19 protein-coding genes are annotated in these 25,502 nt (G+C 66.5%); 13 read left to right on the forward strand and 6 right to left on the reverse strand.

Annotation, left to right across the window (positions count from 1 at the left end; genetic code table 11):
* The first annotated feature begins 214 nt into the window (after positions 1–214).
* Positions 215–2,758 (forward strand): helix-turn-helix transcriptional regulator, encoded by a 2,544-nt coding sequence (locus MSP7336_RS16335; RefSeq protein ID WP_113964969.1) that lies wholly within the window; start codon positions 215–217, stop codon positions 2,756–2,758.
* Positions 2,759–2,767: 9 nt separating this feature from the next.
* Positions 2,768–3,151, forward strand: a complete 384-nt coding sequence (locus tag MSP7336_RS16340) for a PPOX class F420-dependent oxidoreductase (protein ID WP_069398003.1) — start codon at positions 2,768–2,770, stop codon at positions 3,149–3,151.
* Between the two features lie 8 nt (positions 3,152–3,159).
* On the opposite strand, the gene MSP7336_RS16345 is transcribed toward MSP7336_RS16340, so the two are convergent.
* The gene (locus tag MSP7336_RS16345; protein ID WP_069398002.1) at positions 3,160–3,855 is read right to left on the reverse strand and encodes a dienelactone hydrolase family protein; all 696 of its coding nucleotides are present in this window, start codon (positions 3,853–3,855) and stop codon (positions 3,160–3,162) included.
* 71 nt (positions 3,856–3,926) lie between these two features.
* Between MSP7336_RS16345 and MSP7336_RS16350 the strand changes: the two genes are divergently transcribed.
* From MSP7336_RS16350 to MSP7336_RS23855, 4 genes are all read left to right on the forward strand, one after another.
* On the forward strand, positions 3,927–4,373 hold the full coding sequence (locus MSP7336_RS16350; protein WP_372507685.1) for an FxsA family protein: 447 nt from the start codon (positions 3,927–3,929) through the stop codon (positions 4,371–4,373).
* Positions 4,374–4,443: 70 nt separating this feature from the next.
* On the forward strand, positions 4,444–5,976 hold the full coding sequence (locus MSP7336_RS16355; RefSeq protein ID WP_084226629.1) for an amidohydrolase: 1,533 nt from the start codon (positions 4,444–4,446) through the stop codon (positions 5,974–5,976).
* Entirely contained in the window at positions 5,969–7,882 is a 1,914-nt protein-coding gene (lnt, locus tag MSP7336_RS16360) for an apolipoprotein N-acyltransferase (RefSeq protein WP_181786802.1), read from the forward strand. The genes MSP7336_RS16355 and lnt overlap by 8 nt, the downstream gene beginning before the upstream one ends.
* On the forward strand, positions 7,879–8,664 hold the full coding sequence (locus MSP7336_RS23855; RefSeq protein WP_069397998.1) for a polyprenol monophosphomannose synthase: 786 nt from the start codon (positions 7,879–7,881) through the stop codon (positions 8,662–8,664). The genes lnt and MSP7336_RS23855 overlap by 4 nt, the downstream gene beginning before the upstream one ends.
* Positions 8,665–8,667: 3 nt before the next feature.
* On the opposite strand, the gene rbpA is transcribed toward MSP7336_RS23855, so the two are convergent.
* Positions 8,668–9,009 carry an RNA polymerase-binding protein RbpA gene (gene rbpA, locus MSP7336_RS16365; protein ID WP_069397997.1) on the reverse strand — a complete coding sequence of 114 codons (342 nt, stop codon included), beginning with the start codon at positions 9,007–9,009 and terminating at the stop codon, positions 8,668–8,670.
* Positions 9,010–9,175: 166 nt separating this feature from the next.
* On the opposite strand from rbpA, the gene MSP7336_RS16370 reads away from it, so the two are divergent.
* The 3 genes from MSP7336_RS16370 (at position 9,176) to MSP7336_RS16380 (ending at position 18,740) form a co-directional block, all read left to right on the forward strand.
* Positions 9,176–9,514, forward strand: a complete 339-nt coding sequence (locus tag MSP7336_RS16370) for a hypothetical protein (RefSeq protein WP_084226626.1) — start codon at positions 9,176–9,178, stop codon at positions 9,512–9,514.
* Between the two features lie 154 nt (positions 9,515–9,668).
* Complete coding sequence (locus MSP7336_RS16375) at positions 9,669–16,133, forward strand: type I polyketide synthase (RefSeq protein WP_113964134.1); 6,465 nt, start codon at positions 9,669–9,671, stop codon at positions 16,131–16,133.
* Between the two features lie 24 nt (positions 16,134–16,157).
* Entirely contained in the window at positions 16,158–18,740 is a 2,583-nt protein-coding gene (locus MSP7336_RS16380) for a PEP-utilizing enzyme (protein WP_113964135.1), read from the forward strand.
* On the opposite strand, the gene MSP7336_RS16385 is transcribed toward MSP7336_RS16380, so the two are convergent.
* Positions 18,730–19,383: a hypothetical protein gene (locus MSP7336_RS16385; RefSeq protein ID WP_113964136.1), complete on the reverse strand. Its 654-nt coding sequence runs from the start codon at positions 19,381–19,383 to the stop codon at positions 18,730–18,732. The genes MSP7336_RS16380 and MSP7336_RS16385 overlap by 11 nt on opposite strands.
* A gap of 66 nt (positions 19,384–19,449) precedes the next feature.
* Here MSP7336_RS16385 and MSP7336_RS16390 point away from each other — a divergent pair, with 66 nt between their 5' ends.
* Genes MSP7336_RS16390 through MSP7336_RS16405 form a run of 4 tightly spaced genes read left to right on the forward strand, consistent with a single transcriptional unit; the run spans position 19,450 to position 23,856 of the window.
* On the forward strand, positions 19,450–20,949 hold the full coding sequence (locus MSP7336_RS16390) for a carboxylesterase/lipase family protein (RefSeq protein ID WP_113964137.1): 1,500 nt from the start codon (positions 19,450–19,452) through the stop codon (positions 20,947–20,949).
* Positions 20,949–22,931: a DUF7064 domain-containing protein gene (locus tag MSP7336_RS16395; RefSeq protein ID WP_113964972.1), complete on the forward strand. Its 1,983-nt coding sequence runs from the start codon at positions 20,949–20,951 to the stop codon at positions 22,929–22,931. Before MSP7336_RS16390 ends, MSP7336_RS16395 begins: the two co-directional genes overlap by 1 nt.
* Positions 22,931–23,446, forward strand: a complete 516-nt coding sequence (locus tag MSP7336_RS16400; RefSeq protein WP_069396320.1) for a gluconokinase — start codon at positions 22,931–22,933, stop codon at positions 23,444–23,446. Before MSP7336_RS16395 ends, MSP7336_RS16400 begins: the two co-directional genes overlap by 1 nt.
* 38 nt (positions 23,447–23,484) lie before the next feature.
* On the forward strand, positions 23,485–23,856 hold the full coding sequence (locus MSP7336_RS16405) for a DUF2784 domain-containing protein (protein WP_113964138.1): 372 nt from the start codon (positions 23,485–23,487) through the stop codon (positions 23,854–23,856).
* A gap of 54 nt (positions 23,857–23,910) precedes the next feature.
* Here MSP7336_RS16405 and MSP7336_RS16410 read toward each other — a convergent pair whose 3' ends face one another.
* From MSP7336_RS16410 to MSP7336_RS16420, 3 genes are all read right to left on the reverse strand, one after another.
* Positions 23,911–24,252, reverse strand: coding sequence for a nuclear transport factor 2 family protein (locus tag MSP7336_RS16410; protein ID WP_113964139.1), 342 nt, complete (start codon positions 24,250–24,252; stop codon positions 23,911–23,913).
* Between the two features lie 65 nt (positions 24,253–24,317).
* A complete protein-coding gene (locus MSP7336_RS16415) occupies positions 24,318–24,578 on the reverse strand; it encodes a hypothetical protein (RefSeq protein ID WP_069396323.1) in 261 nt (86 codons plus the stop codon).
* 297 nt (positions 24,579–24,875) lie between these two features.
* A complete protein-coding gene (locus MSP7336_RS16420) occupies positions 24,876–25,490 on the reverse strand; it encodes a TetR/AcrR family transcriptional regulator (protein ID WP_113964140.1) in 615 nt (204 codons plus the stop codon).
* Positions 25,491–25,502: the final 12 nt, after the last annotated feature.

Genomic DNA, 25,502 nt, shown 5'->3' on the forward strand with positions numbered 1-25,502 from the left:
ATAATTGCGATGCTGGTTCTTATTCTATTCGGGCTCAATAGCCTGCAGTCGTGGCTGGAACGCTGGGACCGCGAGCGACATTTCGAGGACTAGCGCCACACAATTTCTTCCCAATATCGACATCCGGGCAACCCGGGCGCGAAGTTTGGGTACGTTCTGCGCAGGCTTCGTAGCTGAAAGGTTCCTGAATACGGTGCAGAGCGAAACCGCGTCGATGTGGTTGACGGTGGCCCGCGACGGCGAGTTCCGCCAGGCATTGGCGGCACTCGACGACAACGGGGAGTTTCGGGGCGTCGCGCTGACAGGCGCCAGAGGGGTGGGCAAGTCAACCCTTGCCGGCAGGCTCGCCGAGACGATCGAGGCCAGCGGACGGACCGTACGATTCGGGCTAGGCACCGAAACCGAATATGACGAAATTCTCACGCAGCAAGCCGATCTCGTTGTCGTCGTCGGTGATGCCCACCTGCTTGATTCGGCATCGGCCAGCTTGGCGTACCGGCTCGCGGCCAGCCGCAGTGCTCGGCTGATCGTGACAATCTGTTCGGGCGAAGCGGTGCGCGACCCGGTGAGCGCGCTGCTGAACGAGCGACTCTTGCTGAGCTTGCATATCCAGCCATTCAGCCGCGAGCAGACCGGACAGCTTGCCAGCCAGACGCTCGGCGGCCCCGCCGATGCTCACCTGGTTGACGAACTGTACGACCGCAGCGGGGGCAACGCGCTACTACTGTGCGGTCTGCTGAACGCGGGCCGAGAAAATGGCGTTCTGGTCCAGACCGAAGGGCGCTGGCAACTCCGGGGTCCGCTGCGCGCAGATCGCGAGCTTTACAACCTGCTCGACTCACAACTGGAGTCTCTCGCTCCAAAAGAGTTGGAAGCCATAGAAATCCTGGCCACCGCAGAGTTACTCGATTGGGAGGTCTTGCGCGTCCTGTGCGAGTCGGAAGCATTGAGTCGGTTGCGGGACCGCGGCCTCATCCAGCTGACCGATGACGGGCCGGACACCGTTGTGCGCTTGAATCATCCCGTCCTTGGTGACGCGGCACTCCGACGCGCCGGTGTGGCGCGTTCGCGACAGCTCAATGGTCAGCTGGCGCAAGCTCTTCAGAAGCACTTGCGCTCGAAAAGGCGGGACCGCAGAATACCCGACCTGCGCGGCCAGATTCGCCTCGCCCAGTACATGATGCGCAGCGACGCCGAACCCGACCTCGCCGCGATCGTCACTGCCGCGGCAAGCGCGACGACGATGTCAAACCATGGCTACGCCGAGGAATTGGCCCGGTTCGCCTACGACTGCGGCGCCGGCTTGCCGGCCGCGATCGTGCTCGCCGAATCGCTGAGTTGGCAAGGTGCCGGCGAAGAGGCCGAAGAGGTGCTGTCGGCGTTCAACCCCAACGGCGACGACGAACGGATGACCATGCGATGGGGTTGTCTGCGCGCGGCAAACCTGTTCTGGGTTTGCCGGCGCGTCGGTCCCGCGCGGCAGGTATTGACAGACCTGCGGGCTCGCATCGGATCCGAACTGGGCGCCGCGATGGTCAACGCCATTCAACTCTCGTTTGCCTTCTTTTCCGGCGATGCCGCGGGGACAAGCGAAATGGGCCCGCACCTGTGCGCAACCAGCGCGTTGCCGCTGGCAACCGTATGGACGGCAGTGCCGACAGCTTGCGCGCTGACCTTCGGGGGTCGCTTCGGTGAAGCCAAGCGCATCATCGACGTGGGCTTGCAGGCCGCGACGTCCGGCGAGGCGGGAGCGCAACGGTTCGCGCTCGGCATGGTCGAGGTGATGACACTCACGGCCGCCGGTGATCATCCGGCAGCCGAACAGGCCGCCCAACGCTATGCCCGGATGGCGGCGGGCACGCCCGCGGCAGAAGCCATGGTGGCTGCGATATTTGGCCTCGTGCACCTCGCGGGCGGCGCACTGCAGTACGCGTCCTCCGCATTCGATGATTCGATATCCACGCTATCGCAAGGTGTTCCGCCTCCGTGGACGATGCTGGTGGCTGCCTGGCACGCCCAGGCAGAAGGCGCGCGCGGCAACCGCGCCGCCGCCGCGGCGGCGCTGCAAAGCGCGGAGGCTGCCTACGGGCCGCAAGTGGCGGTATTCGCGCCCGAACTCGAAATCGCCCGCGCGTGGGAGAGAGCATCTGCCGGCGAAACGGCAGCAGCCCAACATCATTCGGTGTGCGCAGCGCAGATCGCGCGAAACGCGGGGATGCACGCCATCGAGATGCGGGCGTTGCATACCGCCGTACGGCTTGGCGACGGCTCACACGCCGCCCGGCTGGGTGAGCTCGCTGAAATCCTCGGCACCGCATTAGCGCAAACGGTCGCAGACCACGCGCGTGGTCTGGCCGGCCACGATCCTGACGTGCTGAACGCCGCGGCCGAACGGTTCGCGGAACTCGGCGCCTTGGCACTGGCTGCGGATGCGGCGGCGGAGGCTGCCCGCGAGCATGCACGGATTGGCCATCGCGGCAAGGAATTAGAGTCGTCGACGCGTGCGTACTGGCTGGCCAGCCAGAGTGAATCACGAACACCTGCAGTCAACGCGGCCGCACAGCCGCTGCCGATCAGTGATCGCGAATACCAGGTAGCGCTGCTGGTCGCCGCCGGACTGTCGAACCGGCAGATAGCGGACAAGTTGTCCGTATCGGTGCGAACGGTGGAAGGACACCTCTATCGCATTTTCACCAAGCTCGACATCAAACGACGCGACCAGCTCGCGCGCCTTATCAGCGCGGGCCGAACCCCGTAGATTTATCCCATGCAACCGACCTTCGCCGACCTCGCCAAGTCCCAATACGTGCTGTTGACCACGTTCACCAAAGACGGTCGAGAAAAGCCGACACCGGTTTGGGCCGCTGCGGACGGCGAGCGGTTGTTGGTCATCACGCCGGAGACGTCGTGGAAGGTCAAGCGGATCCGCAACACCCCACGGGTGACGCTGGCGGCGTGCGACCTACGCGGTCGGCCCAAGAGCGAGGCCGTCGAGGCCACGGCGAGGATTCTCGACAAGTCACACAACGGCGCCGTCTACAACGCCATTGGCAAGCGGTACGGACTGATCGGTCGGGTGTTCAACCTCTTCAGCAAGCTGCGCGGCGGCATGCAAAACAATGTGGGTGTGGAACTGAGGCTGAGTCCCTAGGCAGTTCGTTACGTCTGCAGGTGCTCCCGGAAGAACCCGAAAACCCGGGCCCAGGCATCCTGGGTTGCCGTCTCGTTGTATCCGAATCCGGTGACTCGCAGCAACGGCTGAGCGGGCAGCTTGTTGGCAAAGCTGTGCCCCACGCGGGGATAGACCTTGACATCGCTGGGGATGCCCTTTTGCTCGAGCACCCGCTGCAGCTTTTTGGGCGCCCCGATGCCCAGTGGGTCGCGGGCGCCGAAGCTGGCCACGATCGGGCAGGCGCCGTCCAGTGTTTCGCTGAGGTTGCGCGGCAGCGGGGCGCCATAGAATGGTGCCGAGGCACCAAATCCTTTGGGCGACATGACTAATGCAAACTGACCGCCCATGCAGAACCCTGCGATGCCGACTTTTCCAGTGCATTGGGGCATCGACAACAGGTAGTCCCGGGCGGCCAGGATGTCGTCGAGAGAGTGGCCACGCTGGGTCAGCAACTCCCGCATCACCTTGATGACGCAGCGCGCACGTCCACCCCGCGCGAAGAGATTCGGAGTGATGGCGATGTATCCCGCTGCGGCCACATGAGCGTTGATTGACTCTTTGTCCGGCCCGTAGCCGATCGCGTCGTGGACCACCACCACGCCGGGAAAGGGGCCCGGCCCGTCGGGGATGTCGAGCAACGCGTCGATGGGCCCGGCCGGAGCGGCCATTTCGATTGTCGTCACGAAAAGATATCTAACCGTGCGCCGGAGCGCGACGGAACTCCGGTGCACGCTCGACACGTTGCCATTGCATGGTGTCGCGACTGTTTCTGATTTACGTGGTCGTCGAGCTGGCGGTGGTGGTGGCGTTGGCGTCCACGATCGGGCTCGGATGGACCCTGCTCGTGCTGCTCGGCACCTTCCTCGTCGGGATAGCTGTGGCCGGTTCGCGGATCAAACGGCAAGTAATCGAGGTGTTGGCAGGCAGAAGTCCGGTGACAGACACCGCAGTGACCGCTATCGGTGCCGTGCTGCTCGTCGTTCCGGGACTGGTCAGCAGCGCGATGGGTCTGCTGCTGTTGTTGCCACCCACTCGAACGGCCGCCCGTCCGGTGGTGGCCGCGATCGCTGCCCGCGGCCTGGGCTGGCCGCTGGTAGCCGCAACCTGGTTCGCCGGCCGGCGCCGCACCCGCGACGTCATCGACGGCGAGGTCACTGACGTCACTGACGCCACTGATCCAGAGCCACCTGCGCTGCCTTAGTTTTGCGGCTGTGACAACTTTGTTGGTCAACGGGCGGATACACAGCCCGAGCCACCCTGATGCCACCGCGATGGCGGTGCGCGACGGGGTGATCGCTTGGTTGGGCAGTGACGCCGTCGGCCGCGACCAGTTTCCCGGCGCCACCGTCGTCGACCTCGACGGCGCCTTCGTCGCGCCGGGGTTCGTCGACAGCCACATCCATCTCACCGCGACCGGGCTTTTGCTGACCGGGCTGGATCTGGGCGCGGCAACATCACGCGAGCACTGCCTGGCGCTCATCGCCGAGCACGCCGCCAGCCATCCCGATCCGCTGGTGTGGGGCCACGGCTGGGATGAATCACGCTGGCCCGACAGCGCTGCGCCGTCCGCGGCCGAGCTGGACGCGCTGCTCGGCGATCGGCCCGCCTACCTGACCCGAGTGGATTTGCATTCCGCACTGGCCTCCAGCGGCCTGCGGCGACGAGTACCTGAGTTGGCGGCGGCCAGCGGCTTCAGCGAACACGGACCGCTGTCCGGCGACGCCCACCACCTGATCCGCGCCGCCGCCCGCGACCTACTGACCAGCACGCAACGCGCCGCAGCCCGTGCCGCAGCACTGGCGGCCGCCGCCGCGGCCGGCATCGTCGCAGTGCATGAATGCGCGGGACCTGACATCGGCGGACTGGACGATTGGCGTGAGCTGCGCGCCGAGCAGTCCGGAGTCGAGGTGATCGGCTACTGGGGAGAGGCGGTGACCAGCCCGGCGCGGGCGCGTGAGCTGATAGCTGAAACCGGGGCGCACGGGTTGGCGGGTGACTTGTTCATCGACGGCGCGCTGGGCTCGCGCACGGCTTGGCTGTGCGAGCCCTACGCCGACGCTCCAGAGTGCGTCGGTAACTGCTACCTCGAGCCCGAAGCGATCACCGCGCATGTGCGGGCCTGCACGCAGGCGGGTGTGACGGCCGGCTTCCACGTCATCGGCGATGCCGCGGTGTCGGCGGCGGTCGCTGCCTTCGAGCGGGTGGTCGAGGAGCTCGGCGTCGCCGCGGTGGCCCGGTGCGGGCACCGGTTGGAGCATGTGGAGATGGTGACCGCCGAGCAGGCCGCCCGACTCGGCGCTTGGGGCGTCGTGGCCAGCATCCAGCCCAACTTCGACGCCCGGTGGGGCGGCGCCGACGGCATGTATGCCCAACGTTTGGGCATCGATCGAGGTAGATCCCTCAATCCAGTTGCGCTGTTAGCATCCCAAGGCGTGCCTCTCGCGTTCGGGTCCGACGCTCCGGTGACGGACCTCAATCCCTGGCTGGGTGTTCGCGCGGCGGTCTGTCATCAGACACCCGACAGCGCGGTGTCACCGCGGGCGGCATTTGCTGCCGCCACTCGGGGTGGTTGGCGAGCGGCCGGGGTCCACGACGGGTTGACCGGCACCTTGGTGCCCGGCGCGCCCGCGTCGTACGCCGTGTGGGAGGTCGGTGAGCTCGATGTCGCTGCGCCGAATACCGCCGTTCAGCGGTGGTCGACGGACCCGCGTTCGCGGGTGCCCGCTCTGCCACGGCTGAGTCACACCGACGCTATGCCGCACTGCCGGCAGACCGTGCGCCGGGGTGCGGTCATCTATGGCTGACCGAGAGCGCCGGTTTTCTCGGCGGGGGCGCTTCGACGATGTCACCGAGATCATCCCGGCGGTTGACGTCGACGACACCGGGGATGTCCCGATACCGGACGCCGACGACGACGAATCGCCGAGTGTTGCTGCGCGACTCGGGGCGGCGGCGCGCCGGCAACTTGGGAAGGTCGGCCCCATCCTGCGCGAGCGTGTGCTGCCCAAGACCGCCAAGGCACTGCGGCCACGAGCGACCCGGTTGGGCGCCACCATCGCCTCCGGGCTGTTGCTCTGTGCCAGCTTCCCGCCGACCGACTGGTGGTGGGCCGCAGTCGTCGCATTCGCGCTGCTGGCCTGGGTGTTGACCCGCGCCGCAACCAGGCCGGTGGGCGGTTTCGGATACGGCTTTCTGCTGGGCCTGGTGTTTTACCTGCCGCTGCTGCCCTGGATTGCCATGCTGGTCGGCGCGATCCCGTGGATCGCGTTGGCGACAGTCTCCGCAGTGTTTCCCGGCATCTTCGGGCTGCTGGCGGTCGCGGTTCGCCGACTGCCGGGCTGGCCGGTGTGGTTCGCTGCGGCGTGGGCGGTGCAGGAGTGGCTGAAGTCGTCCGTTCCGTTCGGTGGGTTCCCCTGGGGTGTCGTGGCGTTCGGTCAAACCAGTGGGCCGTTCTTGCCGCTGGTCCGCCTGGGCGGGCCGCCACTGCTGTCGCTGGCCATCGTGCTGCTCGGGTCCAGCCTGACCGCGATAGCCGTGGAAATCGTGTCCTGGTGGCACAAATCCCGGCGGTTAGCCGCCGACACGCCGCCGGCGGTGCTGGTGCCGGCCATCTGCATCTGTGCGGTGCTGTTCGCCAGCGTCGCCGTCTGGCCGGCGGTCCGGCGCTCCGGCGCCGGCGCCGGCGACGAACCCACGGTCACGGTGGCGGCGGTGCAGGGCAACGTGCCCCGGCTCGGGCTCGACTTCAACTCGCAGCGCCGGGCGGTGCTCGACAATCACGTCAGGGAAACCCTTCGGCTGGCCGACGACGTGCATGCCGGCAGCGCGCCGCAACCCCAATTCGTCGTCTGGCCGGAAGACGCCTCTGATATCGATCCGCTGGCCAACCCGGACGCCGGGCAACAAATGAACGTCGCGGCCGATGCGATCGGCGCGCCGATCCTGGTCGGAACCGTGCTCGACGTTCCGAAGCGGCCGCCCGACGATCCGGCGTACACCAATACCGTGATCGTCTGGAATCCGGTCACCGGCCCAGGCGAACGCCACGACAAGCAGATCGTCCAGCCGTTCGGGGAGTATCTGCCCTGGCCGGGGTTTTTCCGCCACCTGTCCCGGTATGCCGAGTGGGCCGGTCATTTCGTGCCGGGGCAGAGCAGCGGGGTGGTGCACGCCGCGGGCATCCCCGTCGGGGTGGCCACCTGCTGGGAAGTGATTTTCGACCGCGCCGCACGCGAGTCGGTGCGCAACGGCGCGCAGATACTCGCCATGCCCAGCAACAACGCCACCTTCAACCAGGCCATGAGCGAGCAGCAACTGGCCTTCGACAAGGTGCGCGCCGTCGAGCATGACCGATACGTCGTCGTCGCCGGGACCGTCGGGATCAGCGCGGTCATCGCCCCGGACGGCGGTGAGCTGGAGCGAACGGCCTTTTTCCAGCCGGCTTACCTGGTCAGCCAGGTGCGTCTGAAGACGGCGTTGACCCCGGCGACCCGCTGGGGCGACATCCTGGGGTGGGTCCTGGTGGTGGCGGGCATCGGGGCCGTGTTTGCCGGAATATTGCACAATGGATGGTTCATGCGTCCGAATCGCCGTCGGCTGCGGTCGGCGAAGCAGGGCGCGCCCGCCGCGGACAGATCCGACCACGACACTGCGGCTGAGCACCACGGCCGAGATGCAGCCCGCCGAGGGCCAGACAGAGGAGCCATATGACGGGCGACCGCCCCACCCAGCGCACGCTGGTGATCATTCCGACTTTCAATGAACGGGAGAACCTGCCGCTCATTCTGCGGCGCCTACACGAGGCCCTCCCGGACGTCCATGTCCTGGTCGTCGACGACAGCAGCCCCGATGGCACCGGCCAGCTCGCCGACGAGCTGGCAGAGGCTGACCACCAGGCCGGTTTCGAGCGCATCCACGTGATGCACCGCACCATTAAGGACGGCCTGGGCGCGGCCTACCTCGCGGGCTTTGCCTGGGGCCTGGCCAGGCAGTACTCGACGCTGGTCGAGATGGACGCCGACGGCAGCCACGCGCCCGAGCAGCTACACCGCTTGCTGGACGCGGTCGACGCCGGAGCGGATTTGGCCATCGGCTCGCGCTACGTCGACGGCGGTACGGTCCGCAACTGGCCGTGGCGACGCATCGTGCTGTCCAAGGTCGCCAATACCTACTCGCGGCTGCTACTCGGGATCGGCGTGCACGACATCACGGCCGGGTTCCGCGCCTACCGGCGTGCGGTGCTGGAGAAGATCGACCTCGATGCCGTCGACTCCAAGGGCTACTGCTTCCAGATCGACCTGACGTGGCGCACGGTCAGCAACGGCTTTGCCGTCGTCGAAGTGCCGATCACGTTCACCGAGCGCGAACTCGGCGTGTCGAAGATGAGCGGATCGAACATCCGCGAAGCGCTGGTCAAGGTCGCCCAGTGGGGGATCAGCGGCCGCCTTCACCGAGCGCAAGCGGGCGTGTCCCCGGTCGACACGCCGCACTAAAGATCAGCTGCTACCGCGGCGGCGCGCCCTGATGATCTCCAGGCGCTCCTTGAGCAGCTCCTCGAGCTCCTCGATCGACCGGCGCTCCAGCAGCATGTCCCAGTGCGTCCGGGGCGGCTTTGCCTTCTTCGGCTCCGGCACGTCACCCTCGATCAGGGTCCCTTCCATGCCGTTGCGGCACAGCCAGGTGCTGGGAATCTCTGCGTCGTCGGCGAATGGAACCTCGAATTCCTCACCGTTGTCCGTGCGGTACCGCGCAATCTGCCGCGGCGCCAGGTCGTGATTGCGGTCGGTCTCGTAGCTCACGGCTCCGAGCCGGCTTCCTCGCAGCACACGATCAGCCATCGGCTGTTACTCCTTTGGGTTTCTTAATCCTCTTTGCGGCTCGCGCCCTGACAACGCCGTGGCGGTCGGCGAAGTTCCCGGACGCGCACTTCGCAAGGCGCGACGCGACCTTCAATGATACCGGGGATACCGGGAACACTGCGTTTCCCCGACTAAAGTCGGCCCCGTGAGCCGCCGTGGTCGACCGCAGCCCTGCCGCTGGTGCGGTCGTGATGTTCCCGACGCCGGGATGGGCCGGCGCCGTCAATACTGCCGACAGTCCTGCCGGCAACGCGCATATGAGCAACGAGCCTCGATCAACGGGACGACCGGATCGACGCTGCCACCCGACGCCGTACTGCTGTCCGCCGACGAGGCCGCCGACCTGTCCGATCGGGTCTACCAGGTGCGATGCGCTGCGGAGGACGTCGCCACCGCGCTCGACGAGGGGGCCGGCGTAAGCGAACTGCGCGAACTTTGCGACGCGCTGCTTCAAGCGGCCCGGGCGGCCGACGGCTGGCGCTGATAGGCGGTGGCCGTCGAAGATCTATGACCTGTACAGTCGCGCCATGGACCGCTGGGCGAGGCCGGTAGTTCCCGCGCGCCCAGCGCACCGACTCATCCGGCTCGGCTGAGGACTCGGGCGGCCACATTGCCGCGCTAAGCGAGGGGTAACAAATATGGCTGACCAACTCCAGCATGCGACCGAAGCGCTGCGCAAAGCGCTGGTCCAGGTGGAGCGGTTGAAGCAGAAGAACCGGGCACTGCTGGAGCGCTCCGGCGAACCGATCGCGATCGTCGGGATGTCGTGTCGCTTCCCCGGTGGAGTTCAAAGCCCTGACGACCTCTGGGAGATGGTTGCCCAGGGCCGCGACGTGATGTCGGAATTCCCAACCGATCGTGGCTGGGATCTGGCCGACCTGTTCGACCCCGACCCCGACGTGCCGCACAAGTCTTATGCGCGGGTCGGCGGCTTCGTCGACGACGCCGCCGGATTCGACGCGGGGTTCTTCGGAGTCTCGCCGGCCGAGGCGCTGGCAACCGACCCGCAGCACCGCATGCTGCTGGAGTTGTCGTGGGAGGCGTTGGAGCGCGCCGGGATTGACCCGACCAGCCTGCGGGGCAGCGCCACCGGTGTTTTCGCCGGGATCATCGCGCAGGGCTACGGAATGCTCGCCGACGAGATCGAGGGCTACCGGTTGACCGGGGTGACATCGAGTGTCGCGACCGGCCGGGTGGCATATGTGCTGGGGCTGGAGGGTCCGGCGGTGTCGGTGGACACCGCGTGCTCGTCGTCGTTGGTCGCCCTGCATATGGCGGTGCAGTCGCTGCGGTCGGGGGAGTGCGATCTGGCGCTGGCCGGCGGTGCGACAGTCAATGCCACGCCAACGGTTTTCGTCGAATTCAGCCGGCATCGCGGCCTGGCCCCTGATGGCCGCTGCAAGTCTTTCGCCGGTGCCGCCGACGGAGTCGGCTGGTCTGAGGGTGGCGGGATGCTGGTGGTGGAGCGGTTGTCGGATGCGCGGCGGCTGGGTCATCCGGTGTTGGCGTTGGTGCGTGGGTCGGCGGTGAATCAGGATGGCGCGTCGAATGGGTTGACTGCGCCGAATGGGCCGTCGCAGCAGCGGGTGGTGCGTGCGGCGCTGGCCAATGCGGGGTTGAGTGCGGCTGAGGTGGACGTGGTGGAGGGCCACGGTACCGGGACGACGTTGGGTGATCCTATTGAGGCCCAGGCGTTGTTGGCGACGTATGGGCAAGACCGTGACGAGCCGTTGTGGCTGGGTTCGATCAAGTCGAATATGGGTCATACGCAGGCGGCTGCGGGTGTGGCCGGGGTGATGAAGATGGTGTTGGCGATGCGCCATCAGTTGATGCCGGCCACGTTGCATGTGGATGCGCCCAGCCCGCATGTGGATTGGTCGGCGGGGCGGGTGTCGCTGCTGACCGAGCCGCGGCCGTGGCCCGACGACGGCAAAGTTCGACGGGCGGCGGTGTCGTCGTTCGGAATCAGCGGCACCAACGCACATGTGATCGTGGAGGCCGCGCCCGAGCCGCAACCGCGTCAAGCCGTACCGGCGTATCCGGTTGTGCCATGGGCTATTTCAGCCAAGTCCGAGAACGCATTACGGGCTCAGGCCGCGCGGCTGGCCGAGCATGTGCGCACCCATGACGAGATCGATATCGCCGACGCGGGTTGGACACTGGCGGGCCGCTCGGTGTTCGAACATCGGGCGGTGGTGGTCGGCGGTGACCGGGATCAGTTGCTGGCCGGACTCGACGAACTCGCCGCTGACACTCCGGTTTCGGTGATTCGCGGCACCGCCACGCCGGCCGGCAAAAACGTGTTCGTTTTCCCGGGCCAGGGTTCCCAATGGGTCGGCATGGGAGTCGAATTACTGGACACCGCACCGGTTTTTGCCGAACAGCTTCGGGCGTGCGCGGATGCCTTTTCCGAATTCGTCGACTGGTCGCTGATCGACGTGCTGCGCGGTGCCCCGGACGCGCCGGGGCTGGACCGCGTCGACGTCGTACAACCCGCGTTGTTCGCGATCATGGTGTCGCTGGCCGAATTATGGCGATCCATCGGTGTGCGCCCGGACGCCGTGATTGGCCATTCCCAGGGCGAGATCGCCGCCGCCTTCGTCGCCGGAGCGTTATCGCTACGAGACGCCGCGCGCGTCGTGACACTACGCAGCAAGCTGCTCAGCGAGCTGGCCGGCCGCGGCGGCATGGTGTCACTGGCGTGTGATGTCGAGCGTGCCCGAGAGCTGTTGGCGTCCTTCGAAGATCGGATCGGCATCGCCGCGATCAACGGGCGATCGGCCGTAGTGGTTTCCGGAGAGGTAGCGGCACTAGAGGCGTTGATCCAAAAGTGCAGCGACCTCGAGATCCGGGCGCGCCGCATCGACGTGGACTATGCGTCGCACTCCGTTGCCGTGGAGGAGATCCGCGAGCAGCTTGCCGACGCGTTGGCCGGTATCGAGCCTCAATCGTCGGCTACGGCATTCTTCTCCACCGTTACCGGCGGTCTTTTTGACACCTCCGGCTTGGGCGGCGAGTACTGGTACCGCAATATCCGGCAGACCGTCGAATTCGACCAGGCGGTACGCAGTGCGTGCCAGGCGGGTTACCGCACCTTCATCGAATCCAGCCCGCACCCGGCATTGATCGCCGGCATCGAAGACACCGTCGCCGACCACGGCGCGGCGGCACCGGTCGTCATTCCCACCCTCGGCCGCGACGACGGCGGATTGACACGGTTCGTCACTTCGGCCGCGCAGGCGTTTGTATCGGGAGTGCGCATCGACTGGCGGGCCATGTTGCCCGGTGCCGCGTTCGTCGAGTTGCCGACGTACGCCTTTGAACGACGGCGATTTTGGTTGTCGGGCGACGGCGCCGCGTTAGACGCCGCGGGTCTGGGCCAGGGAGCCAGCGAACACCCGCTGCTGGGGGCGGTCGTAGAGCTGCCGGACTCGGGCGGAGTGGTATTGACCGGCCGACTCTCGCCCGCTTCGCAGGGCTGGCTGACTGATCACGCTGTCGCGGGGATGGCGGTCCTTCCCGGTGCGGCTTTGGTGGAGATGGCGATCCGCGCCGGCGACGAAGTCGGGTGTTCGGTGCTCGACGAGCTGACCCTGCAGGCGCCGCTGATGGTGCCGACCTCCGGTTCGGTGGCCGTCCAGATAGTCGTGGGATCGACCGACGAGTCGGGGCGGCGCACCGTGTCGGTGTTTTCCAGGCCTAATGCGGAGTCGGCCTGGACCAGTCACGCTGAGGGTGTCCTGACGTCGGATTCGGTTGAACCGGCGGCTGATCTGTCGGCTTGGCCGCCGGCCGGCGCCACCGCCGTGGACGTCACCGACGGCTATGACCGGTTGGCTGCGCACGGCTATGAGTACGGGCCCGCGTTTCGCGCATTGACAGCGGTGTGGCGCCGCGGCGACGAGGTGTTCGCCGAAGTCACGCTGCCCGAGGCGGCCGGCGGTGTCGGCGGGTTCGGCGTGCATCCGGTGTTACTGGACGGCGCACTGCACGCGGTGGTGTTGGCACACGACGCTGCCGAATTGGCGTTGCCGTTCTCGTGGCAGGGCGTGTCGTTGCATGCCGCGGGTGCGTCGTCGGTGCGGGCGCGGATCGCGCCGACGGGCCCGTCGGCGGTCTCGGTGGAGTTGGCCGATGGGTTGGGGTTGCCGGTGCTGTCGGTGTCGGCGATGGTGGCCCGCCCGGTCTCGCAGCAACAGTTGATGGCGGCGATGGCAGGCTCGGGCGCGGATCGGCTGTTCGAGGTGGCCTGGTCGCCGACTGAGCCGGCTGCCGGTGCCACGCCGGCCTATGAGGTCTTCGAATCAGTGCCCGCCGGCGAGGATCCCGTCGCCGCAACCTACGAGCGCACCCATGCGGCCTTGGCTGCTTTGCAGTCGTGGTTGTCGGAGCGTGATTCGGGGGTGTTGGTTGTCGTCACGCGTGGGGCGATGGCGTTAGGTGGGGAAGACGTCACGGATTTGGCCGGTGCGGCGGTGTGGGGGCTGGTGCGGTCGGCGCAGACCGAGCATCCGGGTCGGCTGGTGCTCGCCGATGTGGATGGGCCGGTCGATGCGCCGGCGATCCTGGCCGCCGGTGAGCCGCAAGTGATCGTGCGCGACGGTGTGATCCATATCGCCCGGGTGCAGGCCAGCCGCGCCGCCGACGGTTTGTTGGTGCCGCCGGACGACGGGCGTCCTTGGCGGCTGGGCGTTTCCAGCGCGGGCACCTTCGAAAACCTGCAACTCGAACCAGTCCCGGATGCGGACGCGCCGCTGTCGCCCGGACACGTCCGGGTGGCCGTCGAAGCCATGGCCGCCAACTTCCGCGACGTCATGATCGCGTTGGGTCTCTACCCAGACGACGACGCGGCCATGGGTGTGGAGGCATCCGGTGTCGTCGTCGAAATCGGCTCGGAAGTCACTCAATTCGCGGTCGGAGACCGGGTCACCGGCTTGTTCCCGGAGGGGACCGGCACCATCGCAACCACCGACCAGCGGTTGCTGCTCGGTATTCCGGCCGGATGGTCGCACACCGATGCCGCGACGGTACCGGTGGTCTTCGCAACGGCCTACTACGCGCTGTCAGCGCTTGCCGACGTGAGGGCGGGCCAGCGGGTGTTGATTCACGCCGCGGCGGGCGGGGTGGGTATGGCTGCGGTGCAGTTGGCCCGGCATTGGGGGTTGGAGGTGTTCGCCACTGCCAGCCGCGGTAAGTGGGACACGTTGCGGGCGATGGGTTTTGACGATGATCACATCGGCGATTCGCGCAGTCTGGAGTTCGAGGAGAAGTTCCGGGCGGTGACCGGCGGCCGCGGTGTGGATGTGGTGCTCGATTCGCTGGCCGGCGACTTCGTGGACGCCTCACTGCGGCTGGTCGCCCCGGGCGGGATCTTCTTGGAGATGGGCAAGACCGACATCCGCGACCCTGAGGCCGTCGCGGAAAGCCACCCGGGCGTGCGCTACCGCGCCTTCGACCTCTTCGAAGCCGGACCAGATCAGATCCAGCGCATCCTCGCCGAGCTGGCCGCGATGTTCGCGAACAAGGTGCTGCGTCCGTTGCCGGTCACCAGGTTCGATATTCGGCGGGCGGCGGCGGCGTTGCGGTTTTTGAGTCAGGCGCGTCATGTGGGCAAGGTCGTGTTGACGATGCCGGATGCGTGGGCGGCGGGCACGGTGTTGATCACCGGTGGTACCGGGATGGCGGGTTCGGCGTTGGCGCGTCATGTGGTGGCCCGGCATGGGGTGCGGCATTTGGTGTTGTTGAGTCGGCGCGGTATGGATGCGCCGGGTGCGCCTGAGTTGGTTGCCGAGTTGGCTGATGCTGGTGCGCAGGTGCAGGTGTTGGCCTGTGATGCGGCTGATCGTGAGGCGTTGGCGAAGGTGATTGCCGATATTCCGGTGCAGCGGCGGTTGTCGGCGGTGATTCATGCCGCTGGTGTGCTTGATGATGCGGTGGTGACGTCGTTGACGCCGCAGCGGGTGGATGCGGTGTTGCGGGCCAAGGTGGATGCGGCGTGGAATCTGCATGAGTTGACTCGTGATTTGGGTGTGTCGGCGTTTGTGCTGTTTTCGTCGATGGCCGGGTTGGTGGGTTCGTCGGGGCAGGCGAACTATGCGGCGGCGAATTCGTTTTTGGATGCGTTGGCCGCGCATCGGCGGGCTCATCGGTTGCCGGCGATCTCGCTGGCCTGGGGGCTGTGGGGTCAAGCCAGCAACATGACCGGCGGACTCGGCGCCGCCNAGGCGAACTATGCGGCGGCGAATTCGTTTTTGGATGCGTTGGCCGCGCATCGGCGGGCTCATCGGTTGCCGGCGATCTCGCTGGCCTGGGGGCTGTGGGATCAAGCCAGCAACATGACCGGCGGACTGGAAGCTGTCGACTTCGCGCGGTTCGCCCGAGACGGCATCGTCGCCATGTCAAGTGGTGAAGCACTCGGATTGCTCGACACTGCGCTAGCGGTCGACGAACCGTTCCTGCTGCCGGCCCACATCGACCTGACCGCGCTGCGCGCCAAGTTCGACGGTGGCACCCTGCCGCCGATGTTCGTCGACTTGATCCACGCTACGGCGCGCCGCCAAGTCGACGACTCGCTGGCCGCCGCCAGGTCGAAATCAGCTTTGCTGCAACGACTGGAGGGCTTGTCCGAGGACGAGCAGCATGCGGTGCTGCTGGATTTGGTGCGCTCGCATATCGCCACGGTGCTGGGCAACATCGCGCCGGAGGCCATCGACCCGGACAAGGCGTTCCAGGAGCTGGGTTTCGACTCGCTGACCGCGGTCGAGATGCGCAACCGGCTCAAAGCCGCGACCGGGCTGGCGCTTTCACCCACTCTCGTCTTCGACTACCCGAACTCCGCGGCCCTGGCCGGATACTTCCGTCAAGAGCTCGTCGGCGAGGCCGCCGAGGTGGCGGAAAAACCGGCGCCCGGGGAGGCCGAGATTCAACGGGTCATCGCATCGATTCCGGTCAAGCGGCTTCGTCAGGCCGGAGTATTGGACCTGCTGCTGGGCTTGGCCAACGAAGGCGACGGCGCCGCCACAGCGCAAACCAGAGAAAAAGACATTGCGGATATGGATCTAGACGACTTGGTCAACGCGGCACTGCTCGACGACGACGAGTAGCCCGATGCAATTCGAGGCCGATCAGTGAGAATCGTCGTCACCGGTGCGAGCGGAGTCCTGGGTCGCGGCATCGTCGGGCGCCTGCTGACCCTGGGCCACGATGTCGCGGGGCTGGCACGGCGCCGACCAGAAAGCTGGCCGAGCGCAGCGGAATTCGTCCACGGCGACGTCCGCGATGCGACCGCTGTGCGGCGCGCCGTCACCGGAGCCGACGTCGTCGTGCATTGCGCATGGGCCGGCCACGGCACCGAGTACGACGAAGACAACATCGGCGGCATGTCCAACGTCGTGGACGCCGTGGCCCGAGCAGGCACCCGCCGGATCGTATTCTGTTCATCGGCGCACGCCGTCGACCCGTCGTCCGCCGAAGCCCGCGCCGAACGACTGCTCGCCGGCTCCGGCGCGCAATGGATCTCGATCCGGTCGGCAATTATCCTGGGTCGCAACGTCAACAACTGGGTGTTGCGCGTGCTGGCATCGCCGGTGTTACCCAGCCGCGACGGTGCAACCGAGCACAAACTCCAAGTGGTCCACAGCGACGACGCGTTGCGGGTGCTGGTCCGGGCCAGTACCGACACGGACACCAACATCGCCAGCGGCGCGGTGAACCTGGCCGCCCCCGGGGAGCTTTCACTCGGCGAGCTTGCCAAGGCACTGCGACGACCAGTGGTTCGCATCCCCGCGGCGCTGCAAGGTTGGTCGCAGGTTATTGCGCTGACCCGGTTATGCGAAGCGCCATTGATGGACATCTCGCGGCTCGCGGAGTGGGGACTGACACCGGCGTGGAACGCCCGCGAATGCGTCGAGGATTTCGCACTGGCCGTGCGTGGCCGGCTGAGCCTGGGCAACCGGGTGATCGCGCTGCCGTGGCGGCTGACCAATGTTCAAGACATCCCGGCGGCCGACGCGGCGGCCCCGGACGGTACCGTGCCCGTCCTCGCCGGACCCGACGGCGCCAACGGGGAATTCGACACACCGATCGACCCGCGCTTCCCGACCTTCCTCGCCACGAATTTGTCCGAGGCGCTGCCGGGACCGTTCTCACCCTCGTCGGCATCGGTAACGGTGCGCGGCCTGCGGGCCGCCGGCGTGGCCATCGCCGAACGGCTGCGTCCGGGCGGGCTGATCCAGCGTGAAATCGCCACCCGCACCATCGGTGTCTTCGCGCACCGTCTCTACGGAGCCATCACCGCCGCGCATTTCATGGCCGAAACGGTGCCGTTCATCAAACCCGAGGCGGTGGTCCGCAACAGCCAGTTCTTCGGCCCCAGCCTTACCGCGTTACCGATCTTCGGTGAACACCGCCTACCGCGGGACACCAGCGGCCTCCGAAAACCGTTGCGCACCATGCGCAATATCGGTGTGTTCGGCGTCAACGTGATCGGGCTGAGTGCCGGCTCGAACCGCGACACCCGCGACTACATCGCCGATATCGATCGCCTGGAACAACTCACCGGCGACAACCTTGCCGACCTCGACGAGCATCGCCTGCTCAACCTGATCATGTCCGCGCGCGACCGCGTCGTGCACGGCTGGGTGCTGGCCGGTGGCGGGTCGTTCATGTTGTTCGCCGCGTTCAGTGTCATCCTGCGCGGCGTGAGTGGTCGCAGCATCGCTTTGTCGGCCGGACCCGAAGTGGTCAGCGCGCGGCTGCTGGGCGCGCTGCATCGACTGGTGGCGGTCGCGCGGCGAAGCCCCGACGCCGCTCGAGTGCTCGCCAATCCGGGTAAGCACCTCGACGCACTCGCCGAGCAGGCGCCGGAATTGCATGCCGCGGTTCTCGCCGAGCTGGCGTTGATCGGTCACCGCGGTCCGGCCGAGGTGGAGATGCAATCGACCACCTACGCTGATGACCCTGAACTACTCGTCGGGATGGTTGCCAAATCGCTGACCGCTCCGGCCCCGCCAAAGCCCCGCCATGCCCCGATCCCCGTGCATGCCCGACCCGTCGCGTGGCTGGCCGTGCGTCAGCTGCGCGACCGCGAAGTCCGCCGCGACAAGATGGTCCGCGCCATCTGGGTGCTGCGACGGCTGCTGCGCGAGTACGGGCGCAGACTCACCGACGCGGGCGTTCTCGCAGCCCCCGAGGATGTGTTCTATTTGTTGGTCGACGAACTCGACCCGTACCCCAAACACGCCGCACAGATCGCAGAGCGACGCCGCGCCGAGCGAGAAAGACTCAGCGGCATCGTGCCGCCCCCGATCTTCAGTGGCAGCTGGCGGCCGGCCAGCACCCTGGCCAGCGTGCTCAACCCCGGGGAGACCTTGCACGGCCTGGGAGTCTGTGGTGGACGCGTCCGTGGCCGGGTCAGGATCGTGCGGCCGGAAACCATCGATGACCTGGAACCGGGGGAGATCCTGGTCGCCGAGGTCACCGATGTTGGCTACACCGCCGCGTTCGGCTATGCCGCCGCCGTCGTGACCGAACTCGGCGGCCCGATGTCGCATGCAGCTGTGGTGGCCCGCGAGTTCGGGTTTCCCTGCGTGGTGGACGTCGAGGGCGCCACTCGCCGCCTGCCCCCGGGGGCGTTGGTCGAGGTCGACGGCACTACGGGCGAGATCCTCGTCCTGCGTGACACCGAGATCGGCACCTCGCTCAGCAGCTGAATTTCTCGGCCACGCCGTCCGGTGGCGGCACAGAGCGCAGACATCCGAAATGTTCGACGCCCGCCGCGGCGAGCCGAACCGCCGAGCGGTGCGCATAGTTCACGCACAGCACGCCGACCTCGCCGGCGCGGCAACGATAGTCGCCGAATGACAACGACGCGCCGGTCGGCAACTCGGGCCCGTCACCGCGGCTGAACGGGCCGGGATCGGCATGCGAGGATCCGACTTGCAGGCTGGCGCCGTCGAAGTCGACCCAACCGCCGAGCCAGGGTCCATAGACCGCCGTCGGCCGCGGCGGCGGATGGGCCAAGTCCACTAGGCAGGCCAGTGCTCCTCCGGTGTGTTTGACGTCGGTCATGCAGGACACCTTCTCCACGCGGAACGCGACGTCGTCGCCGAGATCGGTGGTGACACCCTCGCGCGTCGCGCGGTGATATCCGGCGACGTCGGTGGGCGCACCAGCTTCGATCCATGCGATGACATCGGAGATCGATGCGCCGGCCGCCGGCGCGGCGGCGGCCGGTCGCACAGACGTCGACGCAGTGGTCACCGGGGTTGTCGATGTCTGCTCAGGGTGGCCAGTGGTCGAATGTGAACATCCGGCTATCAGCAGCGACGCTGCAACCAGCACGGCTTTCCGCATCCGGTCAGGTTAATTGATTTCCCGACCCACCCCGCCTGCCACCATCGCGTTCGTTAGGTTCGAAGAATGCACGAGCACACCGTTCGCGTCACGACCGCCACCGGCACCGTCGAAGGCTTCACCCGCGACGGGGTGCACCGCTGGCGGTCCATCCCGTACGCCCGCCCGCCGGTCGGGCCGCTGCGATTCCGGGCGCCGCAACCGGTGCAGCCGTGGTCAGGCGTGCGACACTGCCACGCGTTCACCAACTGCGCTCCGCAGCAGCGCTGGTACACGATGATTGGTGTCGGCAAGTACCAGCCGCGCGGCGAGGACTGCCTGACACTCAACGTCGTGACACCCCAGGACGCACCCGGCGAAGCGCTGCCGGTCATGGTGTTCGTCCACGGCGGCGGATACATACTGGGCAGCTCTGCGCTGTACGACGGCGCCGCATTGGCTCGCCGCGGCTGCGTCTACGTATCGGTCAACTACCGGCTCGGTGCGCTCGGATGTTTGGACCTGTCGTCGTTGTCGACGTCCGAAATCACCATCGACAGCAATCTTTTCCTGCGTGACCTGGTGCTGGCATTGCAGTGGGTGCGCGACAACATCGCGGCGTTCGGCGGCGACCCCGACAAAGTCACTGTGTTCGGGGAAAGCGCCGGCGCGCATGCGGTCGCCACATTGATGGCGGTTCCCGACGCGAAAGGCCTGTTCTCTCGCGCGATTTCACAAAGCCCGGCCGCCGGTATGGTGCGCTCGCAGGAAGTGGCGGCAGAGTTCGCGCGGCGCTTCGCTGCGCTGCTCGGCGCAGGCAAACAGGATGCCGCCCAGAGACTGATGCAAGCTTCTCCCGCGGAACTGGTGGCCGCCCAAGACCGCCTCATTGAGCAGGGTGTACAAGACCTGCTGGGCGCCTTTCCCATCGGCCCGTCCTTCGGTGACGATTGCCTGCCGTTGGACCCGATGGATGCGCTGCGTCGCGGTCAGGCACACCGCGTCCCACTGATTGTCGGCACCAACGCCGAGGAAGGTCGCCTGTTCACGCGGTGGCTGAAACTACTGCCGACGACCGAGTCGATGATCGAGGCCTTGCTGGCCGAGACGGATCCAGCTGCGCGGGAACGCATTACCAGGGCCTACCCGGACTACCCCAAACGTGAAGCATGCATCCGCCTCGGCGGAGACTTTGCGTTCAACTCGGCGGCGTGGGAGATCGCCGAAGCACACACGCGCCATGCGCCGACCTACCTGTATCGGTACGACTACTCGCCGCGCACATTGCGCTGGTCCGGTCTGGGCGCAACCCACGCCACGGAACTGCTAGCGGTGTTCGGCGTCTACCGCACCCGGTTCGGTGCTCTGCTCAGCGCGGCCGGTGACCGTCGCTCGGCACGGCGGGTGAGTCGTGAAATCCAAAGGCGCTGGCTGTCATTCAGCCACGCAGGTGTTCCCGGCGACGACTGGCCGGCCTACGCCGAAACCGACCGCGCGGTGATGGTCATCGACAGCAGGCCGCGGGTCGAATTCGATCCCCACGCCGAGCGACGCATTGCGTGGCAGAACTTTTCGCTGGCGCGCTGATGAAACCGCACCTCGATCACCTCATCGACCGACCGGACGATCTCAGCTCCGAATGGCTGACCTCGGTACTGGATGCCGGGACCGTCTCCCGTTTTGCCGTCGAGCGCATCGGTACCGGCCAGATGAGTGCCTGCTACCGCATCGCGCTCACCTATACCGATGGCGATGGCCCCGCGTCGGTGGTGTTGAAGGTCGCGGCCACTGATCCGGTGAGTCGGCAGACCGGGCTGAGCCTGGGTCTTTATGAGCGCGAAGTCCGTTTCTATCGTGAGATCGCACCGCGCCTGGCCGGCCCGGTTGCACCGTGTTATCACGCCGCCTTCGACGCGTCCACCGGTGCGTTCGACGTATTGCTTGGCGATGCCAACCCCGCGGTCGTCGGCGACGAAATCCGCGGCGCCGCAGCGGCCCAAGCCCGGCTGGCGGTAACCGAGCTGGCTCGGCTGCAACGTCCGCTGTTGGGCGACGCTGCACTCGGGGAGGCGCCGTGGCTCAACCGCGACGCGCCGATCAGTCAGGCGGTCATCACCGGACTCTACGCCGGCTTTTTGGACCGATACGGCGACCAGATCGCGCCACAGCACCGGATGGTGTGCGAACGGCTGGTGGCCAGTTTCGACGAATACCAGGCCCAACAATCCAGTGGCCCCCACGGGCTGATACACGGTGACTATCGGCTGGACAACATGTTGTTCGGCACGGCGGGCGCGGACCGTCCGCTGACCGTCGTCGACTGGCAGACCGTCACCTGGGGTCCCGCGATGACGGATCTGGCGTACTTCCTCGGATGTGCGTTGCCCGCGGAGGACCGGCGCAACCACTACGACGCTCTGTTGGCCGCCTATCACGAGGCGCTCGGCCCCAACCCGCCGATGACCCTCGCCGAGGTCCGCGAAGGCGTGCGCGGGCAGCGCTTCTTCGGAGTGATGATGGCCATCGTCTCGTCGATGCTCGTGGAACGCACCGAGCGCGGCGATGCGATGTTCATGACGATGCTCCAGCGACACTGCGAGCACGTGCTGGACACCGACGCCCTGGCAACACTGCCGGCGCCGGCGGCGCCGGAGCCGCTGCGTCCGTCCGGCGATGATGAATCAGCCCACGCGCCAACCGACGAACCCCTGTGGAGCGAGAGCTGGTACGCCGACTTCGTCGATCCGGCACAAGGCCTCGGCGGTTGGGTACGTCTCGGCCTGATCCCCAACCAGCACCGGGCCTGGCTGCACGCACTGCTGTGCGGACCTCAGCTGCCCACGGTCGCGGTGGTCGATATCGATGTTCCGCTTCCGGTCGACCCGTGGAAAATCCACACCGACACCGCCGACTTCGCCCACTCGGCCGACGGGCCGCTGCACACCTATCGCATCGGCCTGCAGGGCCGCGGACAGTCCTACCCCGACCCCGCTGCACTGCTACGGGGAGAAGACGGCGCGCCGGCCGACGTCTCGATCGATCTGGTGTGGACCACCGACGGCACGCCGTACCAGTACCGACTGACCACCCGCTACGAAATCCCGTGCGTGGTCTCGGGCAGGGTCACCATCGACGGCACTCGATACACCGTTGACTCCGCGCCGGCCCAGCGCGACCACTCGTGGGGCGTGCGGGACTGGTGGAGCATGGATTGGTTGTGGAGCGCGCTGCATCTCGACGACGGCACCCACTTGCACGCTGTGGACTTGCGGATACCCGGCGCCCCGCCGATGGCGGTCGGCTACGTGCAGAACCGCGACGGCGCACTGACCGAGGTGCATACGGTGGATGTGCGGGAAGACTCCGACGCCAACGGTTTACCCACCCGGGCGGAGCTGACTCTCGCCGGCATCACCGTGACAGTCGACGTATGCGGCCACGCGCCGGTGCTGCTGCCCGCCGCCGACGGCCGCATCAGCCGCTTCCCGCGGGTCTGGGCGACCGTCAGCACCGCGGACGGCCGAAGCGGCGTGGGTTGGCTGGAATGGAATCGCAACCAGCCCGGGTAATGACCCAACCAGTGCCACCGATCGTGGTCATGGGAGTCTCCGGATCGGGCAAATCGACAGTGGGAGCCGCGCTGGCGCAACGCCTTCGGGCGCCCTTTGCCGACGCCGATACCTTCCATCCTGAAGCGAATATCGCGAAAATGGCTGCGGGTCATGAACTCAACGATGACGACCGCGATCCGTGGCTTCAAGCCGTCGGGGAGTGGTTGACCCGGCATACCGATGGCGGCGTGATCAGCTGCTCGGCGCTGAAACGCAAGTATCGCGATCAGCTGCGGCTGCACTGTCCGGACACCGAATTCGTGGGCCTGAATGGCGCGCCCGAGCTGATCGCCCGTCGCCTTGGCGCAAGGCGAGGTCACTTCATGCCGCGGTCGCTGCTGAAATCACAATTCGAAACCCTCGAACCGCTCGGCCCCGACGAGGCCGGCATCGTGGTCGACATCGACCAACCGGTCGATGCGATCGTCGACGGTGTCATGGCTCATCTCACTGAGCGACTCAGCGGCGCATAATGGAACCACTGCACTCCTAGGGCATTAGGCACCTGACGATGTACCAAATCGTGGTGGCGCTGGCGGTGGCAACACACTTCGCGTTCCTCGCCTATCTGGTTGCCGGCGGATTCCTCGCGCTCCGGTGGCGCCGCAGCATCTGGCTGCACCTGCCTGCTGTGGTGTGGGGAGTGGCGATCACCACCGAACATCTCGACTGTCCGCTGACCTGGGTTGAGCGCTGGGGGCGCACCAAAGCCGAGATGCCACCGCTGCCGGCTGACGGCTTCATCGCGCACTACATCACCGGCGTCTTCTACCCGGCAGGCTGGATGGGCGCGGTGCAAGTCGGGGTGTTCGCGGTCGTCGCGGTGTCCTGGGCGCTCTATTGGCGCAGTGGTCGGCGCCCGGCCACCACGATCAAGGGCTAGGCGTTAGCCCGGCAGGTTGCCGTCGCTGAGACGAAGCCGGTCGATCTCGGTCGTCTAGTAACGACATGTGCGCATGTTGGTGAGCAGTTCACCGTCGACGTGGAAGGTGAAGGCGCAGGGGCTTTTAAAGCCGAAGCCCCCGACTTCGGCGATGACCACGGTGTCACCCTCGTCCGTTAGGTAGAAGGTAGCCACCTGAAGCTTGACATGCCGACCGATGAACTCGCGGTTGCTCCAGGACCTGATCGCTTCGCTGCCGCGGAATTTGCGGCCCCAATCTTTGACATATCCAGTATTGGGAGTGAACAACGCCAGCAACGATCGGGTGTCACCAGCATTGACCGCATTGATCGCCTTGCGCACAGGCCCCGGCAAGGGCACCGGTAGTCGACCCATTACTTCCCCTCATCTGTTCGCAGTTCGCGGCGACGCGCCTGCGTGAAGCAGCGCACAGGTTGGTGCTATTCAGCACTGAGTTGCTCGCTGTTTACGAAGGCCAAGGTGCCGTTATCTAGGGCCACCGCCCACCGTCTCGCTGGGCCGATTACCTGATTCGTCCCGACTTCGACGTCGACGCGGGGCATTTCGCCGAAGTCCTCGATGATGACGCCGGGGGATTCGGCATCGGTTCGCGGATGTATCCGCACCCGGGTACCCACCGCGATTCGCGCATTTGCGTCACCGGCAGGAGCGCTCTGGTCATTGTCGCTGTCGGCCCTCATCGATTTCGATTCCTCGTGCTATTCACCGCGCGGTGGCGCCGGAGCCGTCACAGGTCGGGATGGTTTCGCCGAACCGGTGTGGCCACCGGTATGCGTGCCTTCGTAACCGACAAACCAGCCAACCCGGTGGGTTCCCCTTGATGCCCATCCAGCGGTCGGTTCCGGCGAGGAGACCAATCATCGTGTGAGACTTTAGCAGGGCAGAAAGTATCAGTCGATACCGAAATATCAACTGGTGTACTCATGTACGCTTCACGACCGACTACGCAGGTACCGAAAGTGATGGCGTGCGGGTGATCACTGCCCAAGGATGGGCGCGATCACCGTTGCAGCCACTCGCCGCAGTTTCTCCGCATTTTTGAGGTCGATGCTCGACTCCGGTACCACCGAGTAGCCGATCGTGAGATGGATCAGCATATCGGCGAGGTCGGAGCGTTCCAGCGGATCCACCGACGGTGTATCGAAGCTTTCCATGATCGATGTGAGCATGTTGCGCCAGAGCCCCAGCACACGGGGGTGACGCAGTCGAGTAAATGCGATCAGCTTTTCTGGCTCGAGTTGGGCCAACCGTCGCAGCAATGGCCGGCGGCGCATCGCTTGCATCGACAAAACGAAGCACTCGATCAGCGCAGCAGCCGCAGTGTCGGCGTTGGCGGTCGACTCCCGTAGCGCCAGCGCCAGCATGCGCAATTCTCGCATCAGGGCACGATCGAGAATTTCCTGCTTGGAGCCGAATCGGCGAAAGACCGTCGCTCGCCCCACTCCGGCTCGTTGTGCAATCGCGGCCATGGTGGTGTTTTGATCACCGTGGCGCCCGACAAGCTCGGCGGCGGCGGCCAGAATCCGCTCACTCACTGGATCGGTAGCCGACTCATTAGCGAGCAAATCGTGCAAGCTCTCAAAACCATCCATCGGCCACCGAAC

This window comes from Mycobacterium shimoidei (assembly GCF_900417275.1).
Classification (GTDB): Bacteria; Actinomycetota; Actinomycetes; order Mycobacteriales; family Mycobacteriaceae; genus Mycobacterium; species Mycobacterium shimoidei.